Raw genomic sequence first — 19,539 nt, 5'->3', positions numbered from 1 at the left:
TCGGCCCCGGTGCGGGCGGGGTGGCCGCCGGGCTCAGAGTTCGTCCTCCAGGGTGCGGTCGCGCCCGGCCAGCACCCCGGCGATCATCTGCGGCACCATCAGCCCGGCCATCAGCGCGATCGGCAGGTCCCAGCCGCCGGTGGCCTGGTAGAGGGCGCCTACCAGGAGCGGACCGGGGATGGAGAAGAGATAGCCGGTGCTCTGCGCGAAGGCGGACAGCCGGACCACCCCGGCGCCGGTCCGGGCCCGCATGCCGATCATGGTGAGGGCGAGCGGGAAGGCGCAGTTGGAGAGGCCGAGCAGCAGGGCCCAGGCCCAGGCGCCGCCGGCCGGGGCGAGCCAGAGCCCGGCGTAGCCGGTCAGCCCCGACGCGCCGAGGATGACGACCAGCACGCCCTGGTGGCGCAGCCGGGCGGCGATCCGGGGCAGGACGAAGGAGAGCGGCACGCCCATGGCCATGGTCACCGCCAGCAGCACACCCGCGGTGGAGGCGGAGACGCCGGCGTCCCGGAAGATCTGCGGCATCCAGCCCATGGTGATGTAGGCGGCGGTGGACTGGAGGCCGAAGAAGCAGGCCAGCGCCCAGGCCGTGGGGCTGCGGGTGATGGGCGCCGCCGGTCCGTCCTGGGAGTCCGCGGACCGGGCGCGCGCCTCGCGGTTGGTACGGCCGCGGGCGATGGCGATCCAGGGCAGGGCGGCGACGGCCGCGAGCAGCGCCCAGACGCCCAGGCCGGCGCGCCAGCTGCCGCCCAGGCCGTCGGTGATCGGGACGGTGACGGCCGCCGCGGCGGAGGTGCCCAGGGAGAGCGCCATGGAGTAGACGCCGGTCATGGCCCCGATCCGGTCCGGGAACCAGCGCTTGACGATCACCGGCATCAGGACGTTGCTCACCGCGATGCCGGCCAGGGCCAGGGCGCTGGCGGCCAGGAATCCGGCGATGCCGCCGGCCAGCGGGCGGATGGCCAGGCCCGCGGTGATGGCGGCCAGGCCCGCGCACACGACGGTGGCCGGGCCGAAGCGGCGGGCCAGCCGGGGGGCGGTCACGCCGAAGAGGGCGAAGCAGAGCGCGGGGACGGAGGTGAGCAGTCCGGCGACGGCGCCGTTCATGCCGAGCCCGTCGCGGACCTCTTCGAGCAGCGAGCCCAGGCTGGTGATCGCGGGCCGCAGGTTGAGGGCGGCGAGCAGGAGCCCGGCGATCACCAGGCGCTGCGGCCAGGGTGAGGCGGGCGCCGTCGGGGCGGTGGATGTGTAGCGCACCGGCCCCGGGGCGGCGCCGATCGTCGCAAGCTCGTCGTCTGCCATGGACTCATCATAGAATCATGGGATGAATGCGGGACCCCGCTGCCCGGCCGCCCTCGCCCCGGAATGCCACGGGCTCCGGCGACCACCGGTGACGGACGGCGGCACCGTGGGAGAATTCACCCAGAATTTCGCACTCCCCGCGGCAGCAGCGCCGGCCCCGGGGCACCGGCGCCCTCGCGGGGCCGCACCGAGTTCCGTATCGAAGCCAAGGCCAGGAGAGTCATGCCGCTGATCTCGCCCCGGCGCTCCGCGCTCGCCGACCAGGTGATCGCTCAGCTACGCACCCAGATCACCTCCGGAGAGTGGCCGGTGGGCTCGCGCATCCCGACCGAGCCCGAGCTGGTGGAGCAGCTGGGGGTGGCCCGCAACACCGTGCGGGAGGCGGTGCGCGCGCTCGCGCACAACGGGCTGCTGGACATCCGGCAGGGCTCGGGCACCTATGTGGTGGCCACCAGTGAACTGGCCGGGGTGATGCACCGCCGGTTCGCCGACTCCGATCCGCTGCACGTGGCCGAGCTGCGCAGCGCGCTGGAGGCCAAGGCGGCCCAGCTGGCCGCCCGGCGCCGTACCGAGCAGGACCTCAAGCAGCTCGACGTGCTGCTGGACCGACGGGAGCGTGCCTGGGAGTCGGGGGACACGGAGGCCTTCGTGGCGGCCGACGCGACCCTGCACATGGCGGTGGTGGCCGCCTCGCACAACGAGGTGCTGGCCGAGCTGTACGCGGACCTCGGCGGGGTGCTGCGGGAGTTCCTGCGCGCGGACGTGGGCACCGAGCTGCGCCCCGAGGCGTACATGGACCACGCCCGCATGGTGGAGGCCATCCGCGACGGAGACGGAGAGCGGGCGGCGGCCGAGGCCCACGCGCACCCGTACTGCCGCTTCCCCACCGCCTGAGCGAGGGCGGCACGGCGGCACGCATCAGCCGGGGCACGCCCGACCCCCGTCGTCCCCCGTACGGGCGGTGTCCCGGTCCGCGCCACCGCGCCCATACGCACGCCGCCCCGGTCCCCGCGGGGTTCGCGGGGACCGGGGCAGCGCGTGCGGGACGGTGCCGTGCGCCGGGCCGGGGGCCCGCGCCGGTCCGTGCCGTGCGCGGTGGGCTCAGACGCCCATCATGTGCACGCCGCCGTCGACGTGCACCACCTCACCGGTGGTCTTGGGGAACCAGTCGGACAGCAGCGCGACCACACCGCGGGCGGCCGGCTCCGGGTCGGCGATCTCCCAGCCGATCGGCGCCCGGTCGCCCCACTGGTCGGCCAGCACCTCGAAGCCCGGGATGGACTTGGCCGCCATCGACTTGATCGGCCCGGCCGCGACCAGGTTGCTGCGGACGTTCTTCGGGCCCAGGTCGCGGGCGAGGTAGCGGGAGGTGGACTCCAGCGCGGCCTTGGCCACGCCCATCCAGTCGTAGACGGGCCAGGCGAACTGGGCGTCGAAGGTGAGGCCGACGACCGAGCCGCCGCGCGGCATCAGCGGGAGCAGCGCGCAGGTCAGCGACTTCAGCGAGTACGCCGAGACGTGCACCGCGGTGGACACGTCCTCCCAGCTCGCCCCCAGGAAGTCGAAGGCGCCCTGCGGGCCGAAGGCGATGGAGTGCACCACGCCGTCGAGGTCCACGCCCTCGCCCAGGTGCTCGCGCACCTTGTCCGCGAGGCCGTCCAGGTGCTCCTGGTCGGTCACGTCCAGCTCGATGATCGGGGCGGGCTTGGGCAGCCGCCGGGCGATCCGCTCCACCAGGGACAGCCGGCCGAAGCCGGTGAGGATGACCTCGGCGCCCTCCTGCTGGGCCAGCTTGGCGGCGTGGAAGGCGATCGACGCGTCGGTGATGACGCCGGTGACCAGGATGCGCTTCCCAGCGAGAATTCCACTCATGACGTTCAGTGACCCATGCCCAATCCGCCGTCGACGGGGATGACGGCTCCAGTGATGTACGCGGCCTCGTCGGAGGCCAGGAAGCGGACCGCGGCGGCGATCTCCTCGGGCTGCGCGTAGCGGGCCAGCGGGACCTGCTGCACGATGCCCTCCCGCTGCTCCTCGCTGAGCGCCCGGGTCATGTCGGTGTCGACGAAGCCGGGGGCCACCACGTTGACGGTGATGTTGCGCGAGCCCAGCTCGCGGGCGAGGGAGCGGGCGAAGCCGACCAGGCCGGCCTTGGAGGCGGCGTAGTTCGCCTGACCCGCGGAGCCCAGCAGGCCGACCACCGAGGAGATCAGCACCACGCGGCCCTTGCGGGCCCGCAGCATGGCGCGGTTGGCCCGCTTGACCACGCGGAAGGTGCCGGTGAGGTTGGTGTCCAGGACGGAGGTGAAGTCCTCCTCGGACATCCGCATCAGCAGCTGGTCGCGGGTGATGCCGGCGTTGGCCACCAGCACCTCGACCGGACCCTGCTTCTCCTCGATCTCCTTGTATGCCTGCTCCACCTGCTCCGTGTCCGTGATGTCGCACTTCACGGCGAGGAAGTCCGCCGGGGGCTCACCCGACCGGTAGGTGATGGCGACCTTGTCGCCCGCGTCGGCGAACGCGCGGGCGACGGCGAGGCCGATACCGCGGTTGCCTCCGGTGACGAGAACCGACCGGCTCAAGGGACCACCCTCTCTGTTGAATGTCGCAGCGTTTGTCGCCTGCTGTGCCTTGAAACTATCGGTCGAAGCCCGGCTACGGAGAATCCGAGCCGCACAGGGGCGCCGGGGTGTCGCTGTGGGGTCCCTACAGTTCCGGCCCTCGATCAGCGGCCCGCGAGGCCCTCACGGAGGCATCCGGGCCGCGATCCGGGCGCGGCGGCGCCCGCGAACCGGGCCGGGCCGGGGCGCGCCGGCCGACGGCATCCGCCTCCCCCGGCGGCGCCGGCCGGTCGGCACTCTCGGCGACGGGGTCGCCACGTGATTGACTTCCGCGTGACCGCCGCCACCACCTCGCCGAGGAGGCCCCGTCCATGCCCCATGAGGTCGATCAGTCATTTCTGGCGCTGCCGTTGCGCGCGCTCGCGGACGCCGCGTTGGCGCGCGCCCGGGCGCTGGGCGCGGAGCACGCGGACTTCCGCTTCGAGCGGGTGCGCAGCGCCGCCTGGCGACTGCGGGACGCCAAACCCGCGGGCTCCTCGGACACCACCGACCTGGGGTACGCGGTACGGGTGGTGCACGGCGGCGCCTGGGGCTTCGCCTCCGGCGTGGACCTGACCATGGACGCCGCGGCGCGGGTGGCCTCGCAGGCGGTGGCGATGGCCAGGCTGTCCGCGAAGGTGACCGAGGCGGCCGGCTCCCAGGAGAGGGTGGAGCTGGCGGACGAGCCGGTGTACCCCGACCGCACCTGGGTCTCCTCCTACGAGGTCAACCCGTTCGAGGTGCCCGACGCGGAGAAGACCGCGCTGCTGGCCGACTGGAGCGCGCGGCTGCTGGCGGCGGACGGGGTGGCGCACGTGGACGCCTCGCTGCTGACCGTGCAGGAGAACAAGTTCTACGCGGACACCGCGGGCACCAGCACCACCCAGCAGCGGATCCGGCTGCACCCGGTGCTGACCGCGGTGGCCGTGGATCCGGACAGCGGCGAGTTCGACTCGATGCGGACCCTGGCACCGCCGGCCGGGCGCGGCTGGGAGTACCTGACCGGCACCGGCTGGGACTGGGACGCGGAGCTGGCCGAGATGCCCGCGCTGCTGGCGGAGAAGATGCGCGCGCCGTCCGTCCGGGCCGGGTCGTACGACCTGGTGGTGGACCCGTCCAACCTGTGGCTGACCATCCACGAGTCGATCGGGCACGCCACCGAGCTGGACCGGGCGCTGGGGTACGAGGCGGCCTACGCGGGCACCTCCTTCGCCACCTTCGACCAGCTGGGGAAGCTGCGGTACGGCTCGGAGGTCATGAACGTCACCGGGGACCGGACCGCCGAGCACGGGCTGGCCACCATCGGCTACGACGACGAGGGCGTGGCGGGGCAGTCCTGGGACCTGATCCGGGACGGCGTGCTGGTGGGCTACCAGACGGACCGGCGGATCGCCCGGCTGACCGGCTTCGACCGGTCCAACGGCTGCGCCTTCGCCGACTCCCCCGGGAACGTCCCGGTGCAGCGGATGGCCAATGTGTCGCTGCGGCCGGCCCCGGACGGCCCGTCCACCGAGGAGCTGATCTCGGGCGTGGACCGCGGCATCTACGTGGTCGGCGACCGGTCCTGGTCGATCGACATGCAGCGCTACAACTTCCAGTTCACGCAGCAGAGGGCGTACCTGATCGAGAAGGGCCGACTCGCCGGGCAGCTGCGCGATGTCGCCTACCAGGCGACCACGACCGACTTCTGGGGCTCGATGGAGGCCGTCGGCGGCCCGGGGACCTATGTCCTGGGCGGCGCCTTCAACTGCGGCAAGGCGCAGCCGGGCCAGGTCGCCGCCGTGTCGCACGGCTGCCCCTCCGCGCTCTTCCGCGGCGTCAACATCTTGAACACCACCCAGGAGGCCGGCCGATGAGCGCCCGCACCCACAAGCCGCACGAGATCGTCGAGCGGGCGCTGGAGCTGTCCCGCGCCGACGGCTGCGTGGTCATCGCCGACGAGTCGTCCACCGCCAACCTGCGCTGGGCGGGCAACGCGCTGACCACCAACGGGGTCACCCGCGGCCGGACCCTCACCGTGATCGCCACGGTGGACGGCGCGGAGGGCACCGCCACCGGGGTGGTGTCGCGTTCGGCGGTGACCGCGGAGGACCTGGAGCCGCTGGTGCGGGCCGCCGAGACGGCGGCCCGCGAGGCGGGCCCGGCCGAGGACGCGCAGCCGCTGGTGGCGGGCGGGGCCACCGCGGCCAACTTCACCTCGCCGCCGGCCGAGACCTCCTCCGAGGTCTTCGCCGACTTCGCGCCGGCGCTCGGCGAGTCCTTCGCCCGCGCCCGGGCCGGCGGCCGCCGGCTGTACGGCTTCGCCAACCACGAGATGGTCTCCAGCTACCTGGGCACCTCCACCGGGCTGCGGCTCCGCCACGACCAGCCCACCGGCACCCTGGAGATGAACGCCAAGGCCGCCGGCCCCGACGGGGGCGCGCCCCGTTCCGCCTGGGCGGGGCGGGCCACCCGGGACTTCACCGATGTGGACCCGGCCGAACTGGACGCCGAGCTGACCCGGCGGCTGGACTGGGCCGAGCGGCGCGTCGAGCTGCCGGCCGGGCGGTACGAGACCCTGCTGCCGCCGACCGCCGTCGCCGATCTGCTGATCTACCAGATGTGGTCCTCCTCGGCGCGGGACGCGGCGGAGGGCCGTACGGTCTTCGCCGCGCCGCAAGGCGGCACCCGGGTGGGTGAGAAGCTGTCCGCGCTGCCGCTGACCCTGCGCAGCGACCCCGCGGAGCCGGGGTTGGAGGCGGCGCCGTTCGTGCTGGCGCACTCCTCGGACGACGATGTCTCGGCGTTCGACAACGGTCTGCCGCTGGCGGCCACCGACTGGTTGCGCGAGGGGGTGCTGAACCGGCTGGTCACCTCCCGTCACACCGCGAAGCTCACCGGGCAGCCGGTGGCGCCGGCCATCGACAACCTGATCCTGGACGCGGGTGGCACCCGCTCGCTGGACGAGATGATCGCGGGCAGCGGCGAGCGATGCCTGCTGCTGACCTGCCTGTGGTACATCCGCGAGGTCGACCCGGCCAGCCTGCTGCTGACCGGGTTGACCCGGGACGGCGTCTATCTGGTGGAGGGCGGCGAGGTGGTCGGCGAGGTGAACAACTTCCGCTTCAACGAGTCGCCGGTGGACCTGCTCGGCCGGGCGACGGAGGCGGGCCGCACCGAGCGGACCCTGCCGCGGGAGTGGTGCGACTGGTTCACCCGGGCCGCGATGCCGGCGCTGCGGGTGCCGGACTTCAACATGAGCTCGGTCAGCCGAGGGGTGTGAACGAGCGCGGTCGGCCGGGGCGTCCGAACGGCTCCGGTCGGCCGGGGCGTCCGAGCGGCGCCCCGCCGGCCGGGGGCCTCGCGGCCCGGCCGGCGGGGTGCGGCGAGCGGCCCTGGCCCGCCCCGGGTGATCGACCAAATAGACTCGACCCGTCCACTGTCCGACCACCATCCTCAGGAACGCCACGATGACACGCCTCGGCGACTCCGTCGCGCGCGCCAGCGCACTGCTGGCGCAGGATCTCTCCTCCGACACCACCGTGCAGCAGCTGCTCACGGAGACCACGTCGCGGCGCTATCTGGACCTGACGGATCTGTCGGCGAGGGAGCAGGCCGAACTGATCGCCTCCCGTACGGTCGAGGTGCTGCCCGGGGTGGACAAGCTGGCCGAGCGGATCGAGGCGCGCCGGGAGGCGGGCCGCGGTCTCCACATCAAGCTGGGCATCGACCCCACGGCCACCGACATCCACCTGGGCCACGCGGTGCCGCTGATCATCCTCAGCCGGTTCCAGCGGCTGGGCCACGAGGTCACGCTGATCATCGGCGACTTCACGGCCAAGATCGGCGACCCCTCGGGGCGTACCGCCGAGCGTCCGCCGCTGACCGACGCCGACATCGCGCGGAACCTGGAGACCTACCGGGAGCAGGTCCGGCCGTTCTTCGACTTCGAGAAGGTGAGCTTCCGGCAGAACAGCGAGTGGCTGGCGCCGTACACCTTCCCCGAGCTGCTGGGCCTGCTCTCCCAGGTGCCGGTCTCGCAGCTGCTCCAGCGCGAGGACTTCCGCAACCGCCTGGCGGCCGGCACCGGGCTCACCATGACCGAGCTGCTGTACCCGATCGCCCAGGGTCTGGACTCGGTGGCCCTGGAGTGCGATGTGGAGCTGGGCGGTGCCGACCAGCTGCTCAACCTCCAGATGGGCCGCAAGCTGATGGAGCTGCGCGGGCAGCGTCCGCAGCTGGTGGTGACCATGCCGCTGATCGAGGGCACCGACGGCACCGGCGCCAAGATGTCCAAGTCCAAGGGCAACTACGTGGGGGTCAGTGCCCCCGCGGACGATGTGTTCGGCAAGATCATGTCGGTGCCGGACCGGCTGATGGAGCCGTACCTGAAGGCCTGGACCGAGTGGACCGACGAGGAGATCGCGTTCGCGCTGGCCCGGATCGAGTCCAGGCGGCTGCACCCGATGGACCTCAAGAAGGTGCTCGCGGGCGAGGTGGTCGCGGTGCTGTACGGGGTGGACGCGGCGATGAGCGCGCGGGCCGGCTTCGTGGCGCAGTTCTCCAAGAAGAGCTTCGCGGACGTCGAGTCGCTGCCGGTGGTGGAGCTGGCCGAGCACGGCGCGGAGCCGGTGACCGCGGTGCTCTCCAAGGTGCTGGGGTTCCAGCCCAGCGCCTCGGCCGCGCGCCGGGTCGCCAAGCAGAACGGGCTGCGGCTGGTCGCGGAGGGCGAGGACGGCCAGCGCAGTGTGGTGCTGACCGAGGCGCAGGCCATTCGGCCGCTGGCCGAGGTGCTGGCGGAGCTGGTGGCCGCGGGTGAGCTCCCGGCGTCCGGCAGCCGCTACCTCAAGGCCGGGCGGAAGCTCGCCGAACTGCGCGGCTGACGCTCGCGCCCGGTCCGAGATCCGGGCCCGATACGGCGGTGGCCGGTGCGCGGTGTTCCGCGTACCGGCCACCGCCGCGGGTGGGCGACCGTGCTCGGGACCGTTGGGCCGCTCAGGAGCGTTCTCTGCGGCCGCGGTGGCTGATCGAGGCCCACAGCGGGGTGCCCAGGGCCACCATCAGGATCGCGCCGCCCAGCTGGAACAGGTGCCGCCACCAGTCGATGCCCGAGGTGGCCTCCACCCCCAGGCCGCGGGCGACGGCGTTGCCGATGAGGGAGCCGATGATGCCGAAGATCACGGTGAGCCAGAGCGGGATGTTCTGCCTGCCCGGGAGGATCGCCCTGGCCAGCACGCCGAGGACCAGGCCCACGATGATCGCCCACAGCCAACCCATCTTGCCTCCCAGCCCTGTACGGGCTCTTCCGGCCCGGGTCGCCCCGGGTGCCACGGCCGGCTGACGGGCCTCGGCGCGGGGCGTCCGGCGGGGCGCCCGGCCCGTGACCTCCGTGGCGTTCGGTGCGGGCGCGCCACTCGGCTCGCTCGCCGCATCGTGCGTCTCGCTTCAGTGTCCGGCCGATCCGGGTACGGCGCACGTCGGAGCGGTCGCTACGCGGTCTGGGCTTGCGCGACCGGACCAGCGCGGGCGTGCCCCGGTATCGAACCGGGGCGAGGCGCGGCGTACCGTAGGAAGGTCGGGGACCGGCGGTGGCCGGTGCAGTAGTCGGATGGTGGAACGTCATGCGGAAGCGGCAGAGCTCGGAGGTCTTCCGGATCACCGGTGCCCGTCAGGGGCTGGCCGCGGACGTCCGCGGCCGACAGCGGCGGTACATCATCTCGATGTCCGTACGCACCCTGTCGGTGGTGCTCGCGGCGGTCCTGTGGAACGTGGAACGGCCGGTCGCGATCGTGGCACTGGCGGCCGGCATGCTGCTGCCGTACATCGCCGTGGTGATCGCCAACGCGGGCCGGGAGAACACTCCTTCGCTGCCCTCCACCTTCGTCTCGGCACCCACCCGTACGGCGCTGGGGCCCAGCCGCCCGGAACCGGGAGCGGAATCCGGCCCGGAATCCGAGGCCCGTCCGCATGGCGAGCACCGGCCTCCGACCGAGGACGGTACGGAGCCACCGCGCTGACCTGCCGCTGCGCGCGAAGCTCAAGAAATGCTCAGATCAATCGTGCGGTTCCGGTGCACTACGCCCCATGCCGCATGACATACTGCGTACGCGCTCCGCATCCCCCGTCGGAGCGACGGACCGACGCCGGGCGGCTCCCCCCGTGGCTGCCCGGCGTCGTCATGTCCGGGATCGCATAGGCTCGGAGGGTGAACTCCGCAGCCTCGTCCCCCGATTCGACTCCCGATTCGACCGCCGACGCCATCTGCTCCGCCAAGGGCTGCCGGGCCCCCGCCGTCTGGGTGCTGGCCTGGAACAACCCCAAGATCCACACGCCGGAGCGGCGGAAGACCTGGCTCGCCTGCGAGGAGCACCGCGAGCATCTGTCGCAGTTCCTCGGGGTGCGCGGCTTCCTCAAGGACGTGGTGGCGCTGGCCGACTGGTCAGCCCCCGATGGCTGACATCGGGCGGTCGGGCTGCAGGAAGGACGGGTCGTCCAGCCCGGATCCCGCCTTCTTGCCCCACATGGCCCGCCGCCACAGCCGGGCGATCTCCTCGTCCGTGGCGCCGGAGCGCAGCGCCCCGCGCAGATCGGACTCCTCCCGGGCGAACAGGCAGGTGCGCACCTGACCGTCGGCGGTGAGCCGGGTGCGGTCGCAGGCCTGGCAGAAGGGGCGGGTCACCGAGGCGATCACTCCCACCCGGGCCGGACCGCCGTCGACCAGCCAGCGCTCGGCGGGGGCGGAGCCGCGGGCCTGCCGCTCCTCGGGGGTGAGCCGGAAGCGGGTGCGCAGCGAGGCGAGGATGTCCCCGGCGGTGATCATGCCCTCCCGGGTCCAGCCGTGCTGGGCGTCGAGCGGCATCTGCTCGATGAAGCGGAGTTCGTACCGGTTCTCGATGGCCCAGGCGAGCAGCTCGGGGGCCTCGTCGTCGTTGGTCCCCGGCATCAGGACGGTGTTGACCTTGACGGGGGCGAGCCCGGCGGCGCGGGCGGCGGCCAGTCCGGCCAGGACGTCCTGGTGGCGGTTGCGCCGGGTGAGGGTGCGGAAGACCTCGGGCCGCAGGGTGTCCAGGGAGACGTTGACCCGGTCCAGCCCGGCGGCGCGCAGCGCCTCGGCGGTACGGGCCAGCCCGATGCCGTTGGTGGTCAGCGACATCCGGGGGCGGGGGCTCAGCTCGGCGCAGCGCCGCACGATGTCGACCAGGCCGGGGCGGAGCAGCGGTTCGCCGCCGGTGAAGCGGACCTCGGTGACGCCGAGTGCGGTGACCGCGATGCGGATCAGCCGGACGATCTCGTCATCGGTGAGCAGGTCGGGCTTGGCGAGCCACTGGAGCCCTTCTTCCGGCATGCAGTAGGTGCAGCGCAGGTTGCACCGGTCGGTCAGCGAGACGCGCAGGTCGGTGGCGACTCGACCATAGGTGTCGATGAGCATGGCGGCCCCTCCCGCGGATGGTGTGCGTGCGCTGCGGCTCTCGCTCCGCAGCGTACGCGACACCCGCCACCTTCAACGGTTCGGTGATCCCTTGGATGGCGGCGTTCCGCGGCAGGGGCCGGCCCGGCCGGGTCAGTGGGCGCCGTACCCGGTGAGCGAACGCACCTCCAGCTCCGCGTACTTCTCCTTGTCCGGCTCCTCCTTGGACAGCAGCGAGCCCAGCCAGCCGAGCAGGAAGCCCAGCGGGATGGAGATCAGGCCCGGGTTCTCCAGCGGGAACCAGTAGAAGTCCGCGTTCTTGAACATCGAGGTCTCCTTGCCGGAGACGACCGGGGAGAAGAGCACCAGCACCACGGAGGAGATCAGCCCGCCGTAGATGGACCACAGCGCGCCCTGGGTGGTGAAGCGCTTCCAGAACAGGCTGTAGAGGATGGTCGGCAGGTTGGCCGAGGCGGCGACCGCGAAGGCCAGGGCGACCAGCCCGGCGACGTTGATGTCGCGGGCGAAGGCGCCGAGCACGATGGCCACCGCCCCGATCAGCACGGTGGCGATCCGGGCCGCGCGCACCTCCTCCTTCTCGGTGGCCTGCCCCTTGCGGATCACGTTGGCGTAGATGTCGTGCGCGAAGGAGGACGAGGAGGCCAGCGTCAGACCGGCGACGACCGCCAGGATGGTGGCGAAGGCCACCGCGGAGATCACCGCGAGCAGGATCGCGCCGCCGGTGGAGTCACCACCGCCGCCGACCTCCATGGCGGCCAGCGGGGCGGCGGTGTTGCCCGCGGGGTTGGAGTCGGTGATCTCCTTCTGGCTGAGCAGGGCCGCGGCGCCGAAGCCGAGCACGATGGTCATCAGGTAGAAGGCGCCGATGATGCCGATCGCCCAGTTCACGGATTTCCGGGCGGCCTTGGCGGTGGGCACCGTGTAGAAGCGGATCAGGATGTGCGGCAGACCGGCGGTGCCCAGCACCAGCGCGATGCCCAGCGAGATGAAGTCCAGCTTGGAGGTGTCGGTGATGCCGTACTTCAGCCCGGGCTCCAGGAAGGACGACCCGTGGCCGCTGTTCTTCGCCGCGCTGCCGAGCAGGTCGGAGATGTTGAAGTCGTACTTCCACAGGATCAGGAAGGTGATGAGCACGGTGCCCGCGATCAGCAGCACCGCCTTGACCATCTGCACCCAGGTGGTGCCCTTCATCCCGCCGATGGTGACGTAGACGATCATCAGCACGCCGACCAGCGCCACGATGGCGATCTTGCCGGCGTCGCTGGTGATGCCGAGCAGTAGGGAGACCAGGACCCCCGCGCCGGCCATCTGGGCCAGCAGGTAGAAGATCGAGACGACGATGGTGGAGGCTCCGGCGGCGGTGCGCACCGGGCGCTGGCGCATCCGGTAGGCCAGCACGTCGCCCATGGTGTAGCGGCCGGAGTTGCGCAGCGGTTCGGCCACCAGCAGGAGCGCGACCAGCCAGGCGACCAGGAAGCCGATGGAGTAGAGGAAGCCGTCGTAGCCCTTGAGGGCGATGATGCCCGCGATGCCGAGGAAGGAGGCCGCGGACATGTAGTCGCCGGAGACGGCGAGTCCGTTCTGGAAGCTGGAGAACTGCCGTCCGCCGGCGTAGAAGTCGGCGGCGTCCTTGGTCTGCCGGCCGGCCCAGATGGTGATACCCAAGGTGGCCACCACGAAGACCGAGAACAGGCTGATGATCAGCGTGCGGTGCTCGCTGGCGTCGCCGGCGGCGAGGATCAGGGTGTCGCTCATGCCTCACCCTCCAGGCGGGACCGGATCGCCTGGGACCGGGGGTCCAGCTTGGTGGCCGCGTGCCGCGCGTACCACCAGGCGATCAGGAAGGTGGTGAGGAACTGGGCGAGCCCGAAGACCAGGGCGACGTTGATGTTGCCGACGACCTTGGTGCCCATGAAGCCGCCCGCGTAGCTGGAGAGCAGCACGTACAGGAGGTACCAGCTCACGAAGGCGGCGGTGAGCGGAAAGGCGAACGATCGGTGCGCATGGCGCAGTTCACCGAATTCGCCACTCGACTGCACCTGGACGTACGGTGGGTCGTGCTGCGGCCGCTGCTGATCGGGCGGTGCGGTGTCCACGGCGTCTCCCGGATGGGTTTGGGGACAGAGGTACGTGTGATTCAGGCCACGCATGCTAGGGCCGCGGCGCGCTGCGCAACAGAGGTTGATCACCATTCACCGCATCGGACGCCTCGTCAGATCTGGCGCCGTATACGAACCGTGATGGGTTTTCCTCCAGAATGTATTGATTACCAACCATGATCGGCGCTAGCTTCACTCGTCATGTACTCGCCCCCGCCGCACTCTGGCGGCGCGGAGCAGTCCCACGGATGATGTGGAGAACTCATGGCTTATCTGAGATCCAGCCACCGGCGTGCCATGCTGGCAGTGCCGGTCGGGCTGGCGCTCACCGCGTCCCTCGGCTTCCTCCCCGCCGGAGCCGTCGCCGCTCCCCATGACGCGACCGTCGCCGCCGCCAAGACCGATGGTCCGCAGCTGTCGTACGTGGTCAACGTGACCCCCGACAAGGCCACGGTCGACAAGGTGAAGAAGGCCGTCAAGGCCGCCGGTGGCACCATCGTCACCACCCACGCGCAGATCGGCGTGATCGTCGCGCACTCCGGCAACCCGGAGTTCGCCAAGACGCTGCGCGGCGTGCAGGGCGTGCAGTCCGCGGGCGCCACCCGCACCACCCCGCTGACCCCGGTCACCACCACCGAGGTCGGCAAGCCGAAGAAGGTCGACGCTCCCAAGGCGACGGCCGCCAGCGAGAAGAAGTCGCTCGCGGCGGGCACCGAGCCGCTGGAGCCGCTGCAGTGGGACCTGCCGGCCATCAAGGCCGACAAGGCCGCCAAGGTGAACCCGGGCAGCCGCAACGTGACGGTCGCGGTCATCGACACCGGTGTGGACGACACCCACCCCGACCTGGCCCCCAACTTCTCCGCCAAGCAGTCCGCCAACTGCGTGGGCGGCGTGGCCGACACCACCGCCGGCGCCTGGCGTCCGTACAACCCGGACGAGGACTACCACGGCACCCACGTGGCCGGTGAGATCGCCGCCGCCCGCAACGGTGTCGGTGTCGCCGGTGTGGCGCCGGGCGTCAAGGTCTCCGCCATCAAGGTGAGCGACCCGACCAACGGGCTGTTCTACGCGGAGAACGTGGTCTGCGCGTTCGTCTTCGCCGCCGACCACGGCGTCGAGGTGACGAACAACAGCTACTACGTCGACCCGTGGATGTTCAACTGCAAGGACGACCTCGACCAGAAGGCGATCGTGGACGCGGTCGGCCGGGCGTCGAAGTACGCCGAGCGCAAGGGCGCGATCAACGTCGCCTCCGCGGGCAACTCCAACTTCGACCTCGGTGGCAAGTCCATCCTGGACAAGTCGAGCCCCAACGACTCGACCGCGGTGGACCGCACCATCGACCCGTCGAAGTGCCTGGACGTCCCGACCCAGCTCCCGGGTGTGGTGACCGTCTCCGCCACCGGCCCGACCACGGCGAAGTCGTACTACTCCAACTACGGCCTGAACCAGATCGACGTGGCCGGCCCCGGCGGTGACAAGTACCAGGTGCCCGAGCTGCCCGCCAAGGACGGCCGGATCCTGTCCACCATGCCCGGTGGCGACTACGCCTACCTGCAGGGCACCTCGATGGCCGGTCCGCACGTGGCCGGTGTCGCCGCGCTGGTCAAGAGCGCCCACCCCAAGTCCACCCCCCAGGAGATCCAGTGGCTCCTGAAGCGGGACGCGGACAACCCGGGCTGCCCGACCACCCCGTACGACGGCAACGGTGACGGCGTCGTGGACGCCACCTGCACCGGTACGAAGCACGTGAACAGCTTCTACGGCTACGGCATCGTCGACGCCCTGGACGCCGTCACCAAGTGACCCGGCCCCGCCCGGCGGTCTCGATCGCCGGGTGACCCCCGGTCCGCCAGGCGATTCCGGTCGCCGAACGAACCGCGGTCACCCGGCGGTCCGCAGCCGCCCGGCGGCTCCCGGTCACCCGTGGCTCCCTGAGCGCCGCATCCCACCGGGGCCAGGCCGCCGTCCTCGGCCTGGCCCCGGTGCCGTCCCCTTGTGTCATCACCCCCACTCCACTCCCGCAGACGAACTGGAGTTCCCATGTCCTCGCGTTCGGCCCGTATGCTGCGCACCACCGCGATACCCGCCGCGGTGGCCCTCACCGCCACCCTGGCCCTGCTGCCCTCCGGTGCCAGCGCCACCCCGACCGCCACCACGGACACCACCGCGGTCACCGCCGACGGCCCGGCGATGAGCTACGTGGTCAACGTCCCCGCCGGCCAGGCGAACTCGCCCCGCATGGCCAAGGCCATCAAGGCCGCCGGCGGCAGCGTGGTCATCGGGTACGACAAGATCGGCGTGATCGTCGCCCACTCGGCCAACCCGGACTTCGCCAAGGCCATGCGCCAGGTGCCCGGCGTGGCCTCGGCCGGTGCCACCCGCACCGCCCCGCTGCCCGCCCAGAGCACCACCGACATGGGCGCCCCCAAGCTGCTCTCCGAGAAGGAGCAGAAGGCGGTCGCCGCGCAGGCCAAGGCCGGGCAGGACCCGCTGGAGCCGCTGCAGTGGGACCTGCCGGCCATGAAGGCGGACAAGGCGCACGAGAAGACCCTGGGCAGCCGCGACGTCACCGTCGCGGTGCTGGACACCGGTGTGGACGACACCCACCCCGACCTGGCCCCGAACTTCGACCGCAAGGCCTCGGTCAACTGCATCTCCGGCAAGCCGAACACGGCGGACGGCGCTTGGCGGCCCTCGGCCACCGACAGCCCGCACGGCACCCACGTGGCCGGCGAGATCGCCGCCGCCAAGAACGGCATCGGGGTCACCGGTGTCGCCCCGGGCGTCAAGGTCTCCGGCATCAAGGTCGGCAACCCGGACGGCTTCTTCTACACCGAGGCCGTGGTCTGCGGCTTCGTCTGGGCCGCCGAGCACGACGTGGACGTGACCAACAACAGCTACTACACCGACCCGTGGAACTTCAACTGCCTCGCGGACCCGGACCAGAAGGCACTGGTCGAGGCCGTCAGCCGGGCCACGAAGTACGCGGAGCGGCGCGGTGTGGTCAACGTGGCCGCGGCCGGCAACGAGAACTACGACCTGTCCAAGCAGATCACGGACCCCTCCAGCCCCAACGACACCACCCCCGGTGACCGGGTGATCGACCCGTCCGAGTGCCTGGACATCCCGGCCCAGCTGCCGGGCGTGGTCACCGTCTCCAGCACCGGTGCCAAGGGCCTGAAGTCCTCCTTCTCCAACTACGGCCTGGGCATGGTGGACATCGCCGCCCCCGGTGGCGACAGCACCGCCTACCAGAAGCCGGCTCCCCCGGCCACCAGCGGCCTGATCTACAACACGCTGCCCGGCGGCAAGTACGGCTACATGGCCGGCACCTCCATGGCCTCCCCGCACGTGGCCGGCACCGCGGCGCTCATCAAGAGCACCCACCCGCACGCCTCGGCCAAGAAGGTCAAGGAGCTCCTGCTGGCCCAGGCCGACGAGACCGCCTGCCCGACCACCTACGACATCAACGGCGACGGCAAGGTCGACGCGGTGTGCGAGGGCACCCCGGAGAACAACGGCTTCTACGGCGCGGGCATCGCGGACGCGCTGGACGCGGTCACCAAGTGACCCGCTGTCGTTGACCACCGGTTGACACCGCCGAGGGCCGTTCGGGGCATGCTCCGAACGGCCCTCGCTCGTACCGCCGGCTGTCCCGTCGGCCCGGGCCGGTCTCTCGTGCCGTGGCCGGTGAGGGCCTGGCCGGTCCGGGTGGCCGGAGGCCGTTGTCAGACCCTCCCGCTAGCGTTTGCCGGCAGCCAGATCCGACCGCTCTCCGAGGGAACGACCGTGGACATCCTGCTCATCGCCGGCCTGTGGCTCGACGGATCCGCATGGGACGAGGTGGTGCCCGAACTCACCGCGCTCGGCCACCGTCCCGTGCCGCTCACCCTCCCCGGCCAGGGCGACGGCACCACCTCCGCGACGCTCGACGACCAACTGGCGGCAGTGGTCGCGGCCGTTGACGCGGCGCCCGAGAAGCCCCTGGTGGTGGGGCACTCCGCCGCGTCGAGCCTGGCCTGGCTGGCCGCCGACGCGCGACCGGGGAAGGTGGCCAAGGTCGCCCTGATCGGCGGCTTCCCCGCCACCGACGGGCGGGCCTACGCCGACCACTTCGCGATCGAGGACGGTGCGGTGCCCTTCCCGGGCTGGGGCCCCTTCGAGGGAGCGGACTCCGCCGACCTGGACCAGGAGGCCCGGCACCGCTTCGAGTCCGCCGCCGTCCCCGTCCCCGAGGGGGTCGCCAGGGGAGTCGTCCGCCTGACCGACGAGCGCCGCTTCGACGTCCCCGTCGTGGTCGTCTGCCCCGAGTTCACCCCCGACCAGGCCAAGGAGTGGATCGCCGCCGGCGAGAGTCCCGAACTCGCCCGCGCCACCCACGTCGAGTACGTGGACCTCGACTCGGGCCACTGGCCGATGACCACCCGCCCCCGCGACCTCGCCCGCGTCCTGGCCCAGGCCGCGCGCGCGTAGTCCCTTGGCCGGGCCGGACGTTGATGCCGCCGCCGCCAGCGGATACCTCTCCCCCTTCGGACGCGGCGTGTTCCTTGCGTGGGGCGGCGGGTACGCCTGGGTGGCGGAGGCTCGGCCAGCCCCACCTCCAGGGGTCGAAACGGACGTCACCGCCCAACCGACCGACCCAACGGCCGACTCGGCCAACCTGCCCGGTCAAGAACCCCGACGGCCCCGCCCTCCTCTTCGACCCCGCCCAGTTCACCACCTTCCTGAATGACGTACGGACCGGACGACACGACCTCTGACCCCGCCGCGTTTTCCCGTGCCGGGGATGGTGGGAGGGAAGGCATATGACTACCGAGGGCACCGACGGGCAGCCAGAGTACGAGCACGCCATCCGGCCGTTGCGGCGGCGCGGCGTTCAGCGGCTCGCGCGGGAGTTGTGGGGCCAGGGCCGGTCCATCTGGTCGGCCGATCTGGGGGATCGGGAACTCCTCGTGGACCAGGCCGGGGTCACCGAGGCTCCGGCGCCCGCGGCCGTCGCGCAGGTGCTCGGCGTCGAGCCCGGCACGCGCGTCTGTGTACGCGGCCACCGGTACCTCCTCGAGCGCAAGCCGGTGCTGCTGGCCACCAGCTATCTGCCCGCCGACCTGGTGGCCGGTTCGGCGATCACGGAGGAGGACACCGGCCCGGGTGGCATCTACGCGCGCCTCGCGGAACTCGGGTACCGGCCCGCGCACTTCCGGGAGGAGATCCGCTGCCGGATGCCGTCCCAGGACGAGGCCGATCGGCTCGAACTGGGCGCGGGCACACCGGTGGTCCACATCTCCCGCACCGCGTTCGCGGGTGACGGCCGCCCGGTGGAGGTCAACGAGATGGTGCTGGACTCGGGCGCGTATGTGCTGGAGTACGACTTCGACGCGTGACGGGGCCGCCGGTCCGGTTGGCCGGCGGCCCCCGTGCTCACGTCAGCCCGCCGCAGGGGCCCCTTCGGGGGCCGGGGCCGGCGCGGCCGCTCCCGCCAGGTGGGTACGGACCACCCCGTGGGCCAGGGCGTACTGCGCGGCGATGTAGGTGAGCATGACCCAGAACGGGCCCTGCGGCGCCTGCGGCCAGTCGGCGATGTCGGTGGCGATCAGGCTGTCGGAGAGCAGGAACAGCGCCCCGCCGGCCAGGGCGACCGGACCGGCGGACAGCGCGCCCAGGGCCATGGCGGTCAGCAGCAGGCTGTAGACGGCGACCGGTCCGCGCATACCGGCGGGGAGGCCGGACCACAACGCGATCACCAGGCCCAGCCAGGCGGCCGCGTAGCCGGCGGCGAGCAGCGGGGGGATGCGGCGGCGGTTGCGCAGGAAGAAGGTGATGTAGCAGATGTGGCCGGCGGCGAAGCAGCCCATGCCGAGCAGGAAGACGAGGTCGCCGCCGATCTCCAGCAGGGTGTCGCCACCGCAGCCGAAGAGCAGGGCGGCGACCAGCAGGCGGGGCCCGCCGCAGGCGAGCGTGTAGAGCGCGAGGGCGGGCATCAGGGCGGGTTTGGTGATGTGCTGAACGGTGTCCGCGCCGTCGATGGAACCGCCCAGCAGCGAGGCCAGGTGGACGGCGGCCAGCGCGATGAAGAGCAGATGCAGCGGTTCGGGGCGGTTCAGCAGGGTGGGGCGCGCGGCAGGCGCGG

At 72.0% G+C, this 19,539-nt stretch carries 17 protein-coding genes and 1 pseudogene; 10 read left to right on the top strand and 8 right to left on the bottom strand.

Annotated features, from left to right (window positions below; all coding sequences use genetic code 11):
- Positions 1-33 precede the first annotated feature (33 nt).
- Positions 34-1,302 carry a CynX/NimT family MFS transporter gene (locus tag E4099_RS08310; protein WP_135338316.1) on the bottom strand — a complete coding sequence of 423 codons (1,269 nt, stop codon included), beginning with the start codon at positions 1,300-1,302 and terminating at the stop codon, positions 34-36.
- Between the two features lie 222 nt (positions 1,303-1,524).
- On the opposite strand from E4099_RS08310, the gene E4099_RS08305 reads away from it, so the two are divergent.
- Positions 1,525-2,196, top strand: coding sequence for a FadR/GntR family transcriptional regulator (locus E4099_RS08305; protein WP_135338315.1), 672 nt, complete (start codon positions 1,525-1,527; stop codon positions 2,194-2,196).
- 207 nt (positions 2,197-2,403) lie between these two features.
- Here the strand turns inward: E4099_RS08305 and fabI are convergent, their stop codons facing one another.
- Together fabI and fabG are read right to left on the bottom strand one after the other, a co-directional pair.
- Positions 2,404-3,174, bottom strand: a complete 771-nt coding sequence (gene fabI, locus E4099_RS08300; RefSeq protein WP_135338314.1) for an enoyl-ACP reductase FabI — start codon at positions 3,172-3,174, stop codon at positions 2,404-2,406.
- A gap of 5 nt (positions 3,175-3,179) precedes the next feature.
- On the bottom strand, positions 3,180-3,884 hold the full coding sequence (gene fabG / locus E4099_RS08295) for a 3-oxoacyl-[acyl-carrier-protein] reductase (protein ID WP_135338313.1): 705 nt from the start codon (positions 3,882-3,884) through the stop codon (positions 3,180-3,182).
- Between the two features lie 350 nt (positions 3,885-4,234).
- Between fabG and E4099_RS08290 the strand changes: the two genes are divergently transcribed.
- From E4099_RS08290 to tyrS, 3 genes are all read left to right on the top strand, one after another.
- The gene (locus tag E4099_RS08290) at positions 4,235-5,758 is read left to right on the top strand and encodes a TldD/PmbA family protein (protein WP_135338312.1); all 1,524 of its coding nucleotides are present in this window, start codon (positions 4,235-4,237) and stop codon (positions 5,756-5,758) included.
- Positions 5,755-7,164 carry a metallopeptidase TldD-related protein gene (locus E4099_RS08285; RefSeq protein WP_135338311.1) on the top strand — a complete coding sequence of 470 codons (1,410 nt, stop codon included), beginning with the start codon at positions 5,755-5,757 and terminating at the stop codon, positions 7,162-7,164. The genes E4099_RS08290 and E4099_RS08285 overlap by 4 nt, the downstream gene beginning before the upstream one ends.
- A 187-nt stretch (positions 7,165-7,351) precedes the next feature.
- Positions 7,352-8,764 (top strand): tyrosine--tRNA ligase, encoded by a 1,413-nt coding sequence (gene tyrS / locus E4099_RS08280; RefSeq protein WP_135338310.1) that lies wholly within the window; start codon positions 7,352-7,354, stop codon positions 8,762-8,764.
- A gap of 112 nt (positions 8,765-8,876) precedes the next feature.
- Here tyrS and E4099_RS08275 read toward each other — a convergent pair whose 3' ends face one another.
- Complete coding sequence (locus E4099_RS08275) at positions 8,877-9,158, bottom strand: GlsB/YeaQ/YmgE family stress response membrane protein (protein ID WP_135338309.1); 282 nt, start codon at positions 9,156-9,158, stop codon at positions 8,877-8,879.
- A gap of 344 nt (positions 9,159-9,502) precedes the next feature.
- Here E4099_RS08275 and E4099_RS08270 point away from each other — a divergent pair, with 344 nt between their 5' ends.
- Together E4099_RS08270 and E4099_RS08265 are read left to right on the top strand one after the other, a co-directional pair.
- Positions 9,503-9,898 carry a DUF3099 domain-containing protein gene (locus E4099_RS08270; RefSeq protein ID WP_135338308.1) on the top strand — a complete coding sequence of 132 codons (396 nt, stop codon included), beginning with the start codon at positions 9,503-9,505 and terminating at the stop codon, positions 9,896-9,898.
- A gap of 188 nt (positions 9,899-10,086) precedes the next feature.
- Positions 10,087-10,338 carry a hypothetical protein gene (locus tag E4099_RS08265; protein ID WP_135338307.1) on the top strand — a complete coding sequence of 84 codons (252 nt, stop codon included), beginning with the start codon at positions 10,087-10,089 and terminating at the stop codon, positions 10,336-10,338.
- On the opposite strand, the gene moaA is transcribed toward E4099_RS08265, so the two are convergent.
- The 3 genes from moaA to E4099_RS08250 form a co-directional block, all read right to left on the bottom strand.
- Positions 10,321-11,310, bottom strand: a complete 990-nt coding sequence (gene moaA, locus E4099_RS08260; RefSeq protein WP_135338306.1) for a GTP 3',8-cyclase MoaA — start codon at positions 11,308-11,310, stop codon at positions 10,321-10,323. The two genes, E4099_RS08265 and moaA, sit on opposite strands and share 18 nt — an antisense overlap.
- A 132-nt stretch (positions 11,311-11,442) precedes the next feature.
- The gene (locus tag E4099_RS08255; protein WP_135338305.1) at positions 11,443-13,065 is read right to left on the bottom strand and encodes a solute symporter family protein; all 1,623 of its coding nucleotides are present in this window, start codon (positions 13,063-13,065) and stop codon (positions 11,443-11,445) included.
- Positions 13,062-13,406, bottom strand: a complete 345-nt coding sequence (locus E4099_RS08250; protein WP_245244680.1) for a DUF485 domain-containing protein — start codon at positions 13,404-13,406, stop codon at positions 13,062-13,064. Before E4099_RS08250 ends, E4099_RS08255 begins: the two co-directional genes overlap by 4 nt.
- 267 nt (positions 13,407-13,673) lie before the next feature.
- Between E4099_RS08250 and E4099_RS08245 the strand changes: the two genes are divergently transcribed.
- The 4 genes and pseudogenes from E4099_RS08245 to E4099_RS08230 form a co-directional block, all read left to right on the top strand.
- Positions 13,674-15,215, top strand: a complete 1,542-nt coding sequence (locus tag E4099_RS08245; RefSeq protein ID WP_135338303.1) for a S8 family peptidase — start codon at positions 13,674-13,676, stop codon at positions 15,213-15,215.
- Between the two features lie 237 nt (positions 15,216-15,452).
- Positions 15,453-16,982 (top strand): S8 family peptidase, encoded by a 1,530-nt coding sequence (locus E4099_RS08240; protein WP_135338302.1) that lies wholly within the window; start codon positions 15,453-15,455, stop codon positions 16,980-16,982.
- A 219-nt stretch (positions 16,983-17,201) separates the two neighbouring features.
- Positions 17,202-17,885: an alpha/beta fold hydrolase gene (locus tag E4099_RS08235; protein ID WP_135338301.1), complete on the top strand. Its 684-nt coding sequence runs from the start codon at positions 17,202-17,204 to the stop codon at positions 17,883-17,885.
- A 341-nt stretch (positions 17,886-18,226) separates the two neighbouring features.
- Positions 18,227-18,793, top strand: a pseudogene (locus E4099_RS08230) (GntR family transcriptional regulator); the annotation flags it as partial.
- Between the two features lie 42 nt (positions 18,794-18,835).
- Here the strand turns inward: E4099_RS08230 and E4099_RS08225 are convergent.
- The gene (locus E4099_RS08225; RefSeq protein ID WP_425348252.1) at positions 18,836-19,474 is read right to left on the bottom strand and encodes a lysoplasmalogenase; all 639 of its coding nucleotides are present in this window, start codon (positions 19,472-19,474) and stop codon (positions 18,836-18,838) included.
- Positions 19,475-19,539 lie beyond the last annotated feature (65 nt).

The sequence above is a fragment of the Streptomyces palmae genome, from assembly GCF_004684805.1.
Classification (GTDB): domain Bacteria; phylum Actinomycetota; class Actinomycetes; order Streptomycetales; family Streptomycetaceae; genus Streptomyces; species Streptomyces palmae.
The sequence above is the reverse complement of the archived record's forward strand: the minus strand, read 5'-3'. Positions and strand labels throughout refer to the sequence as shown.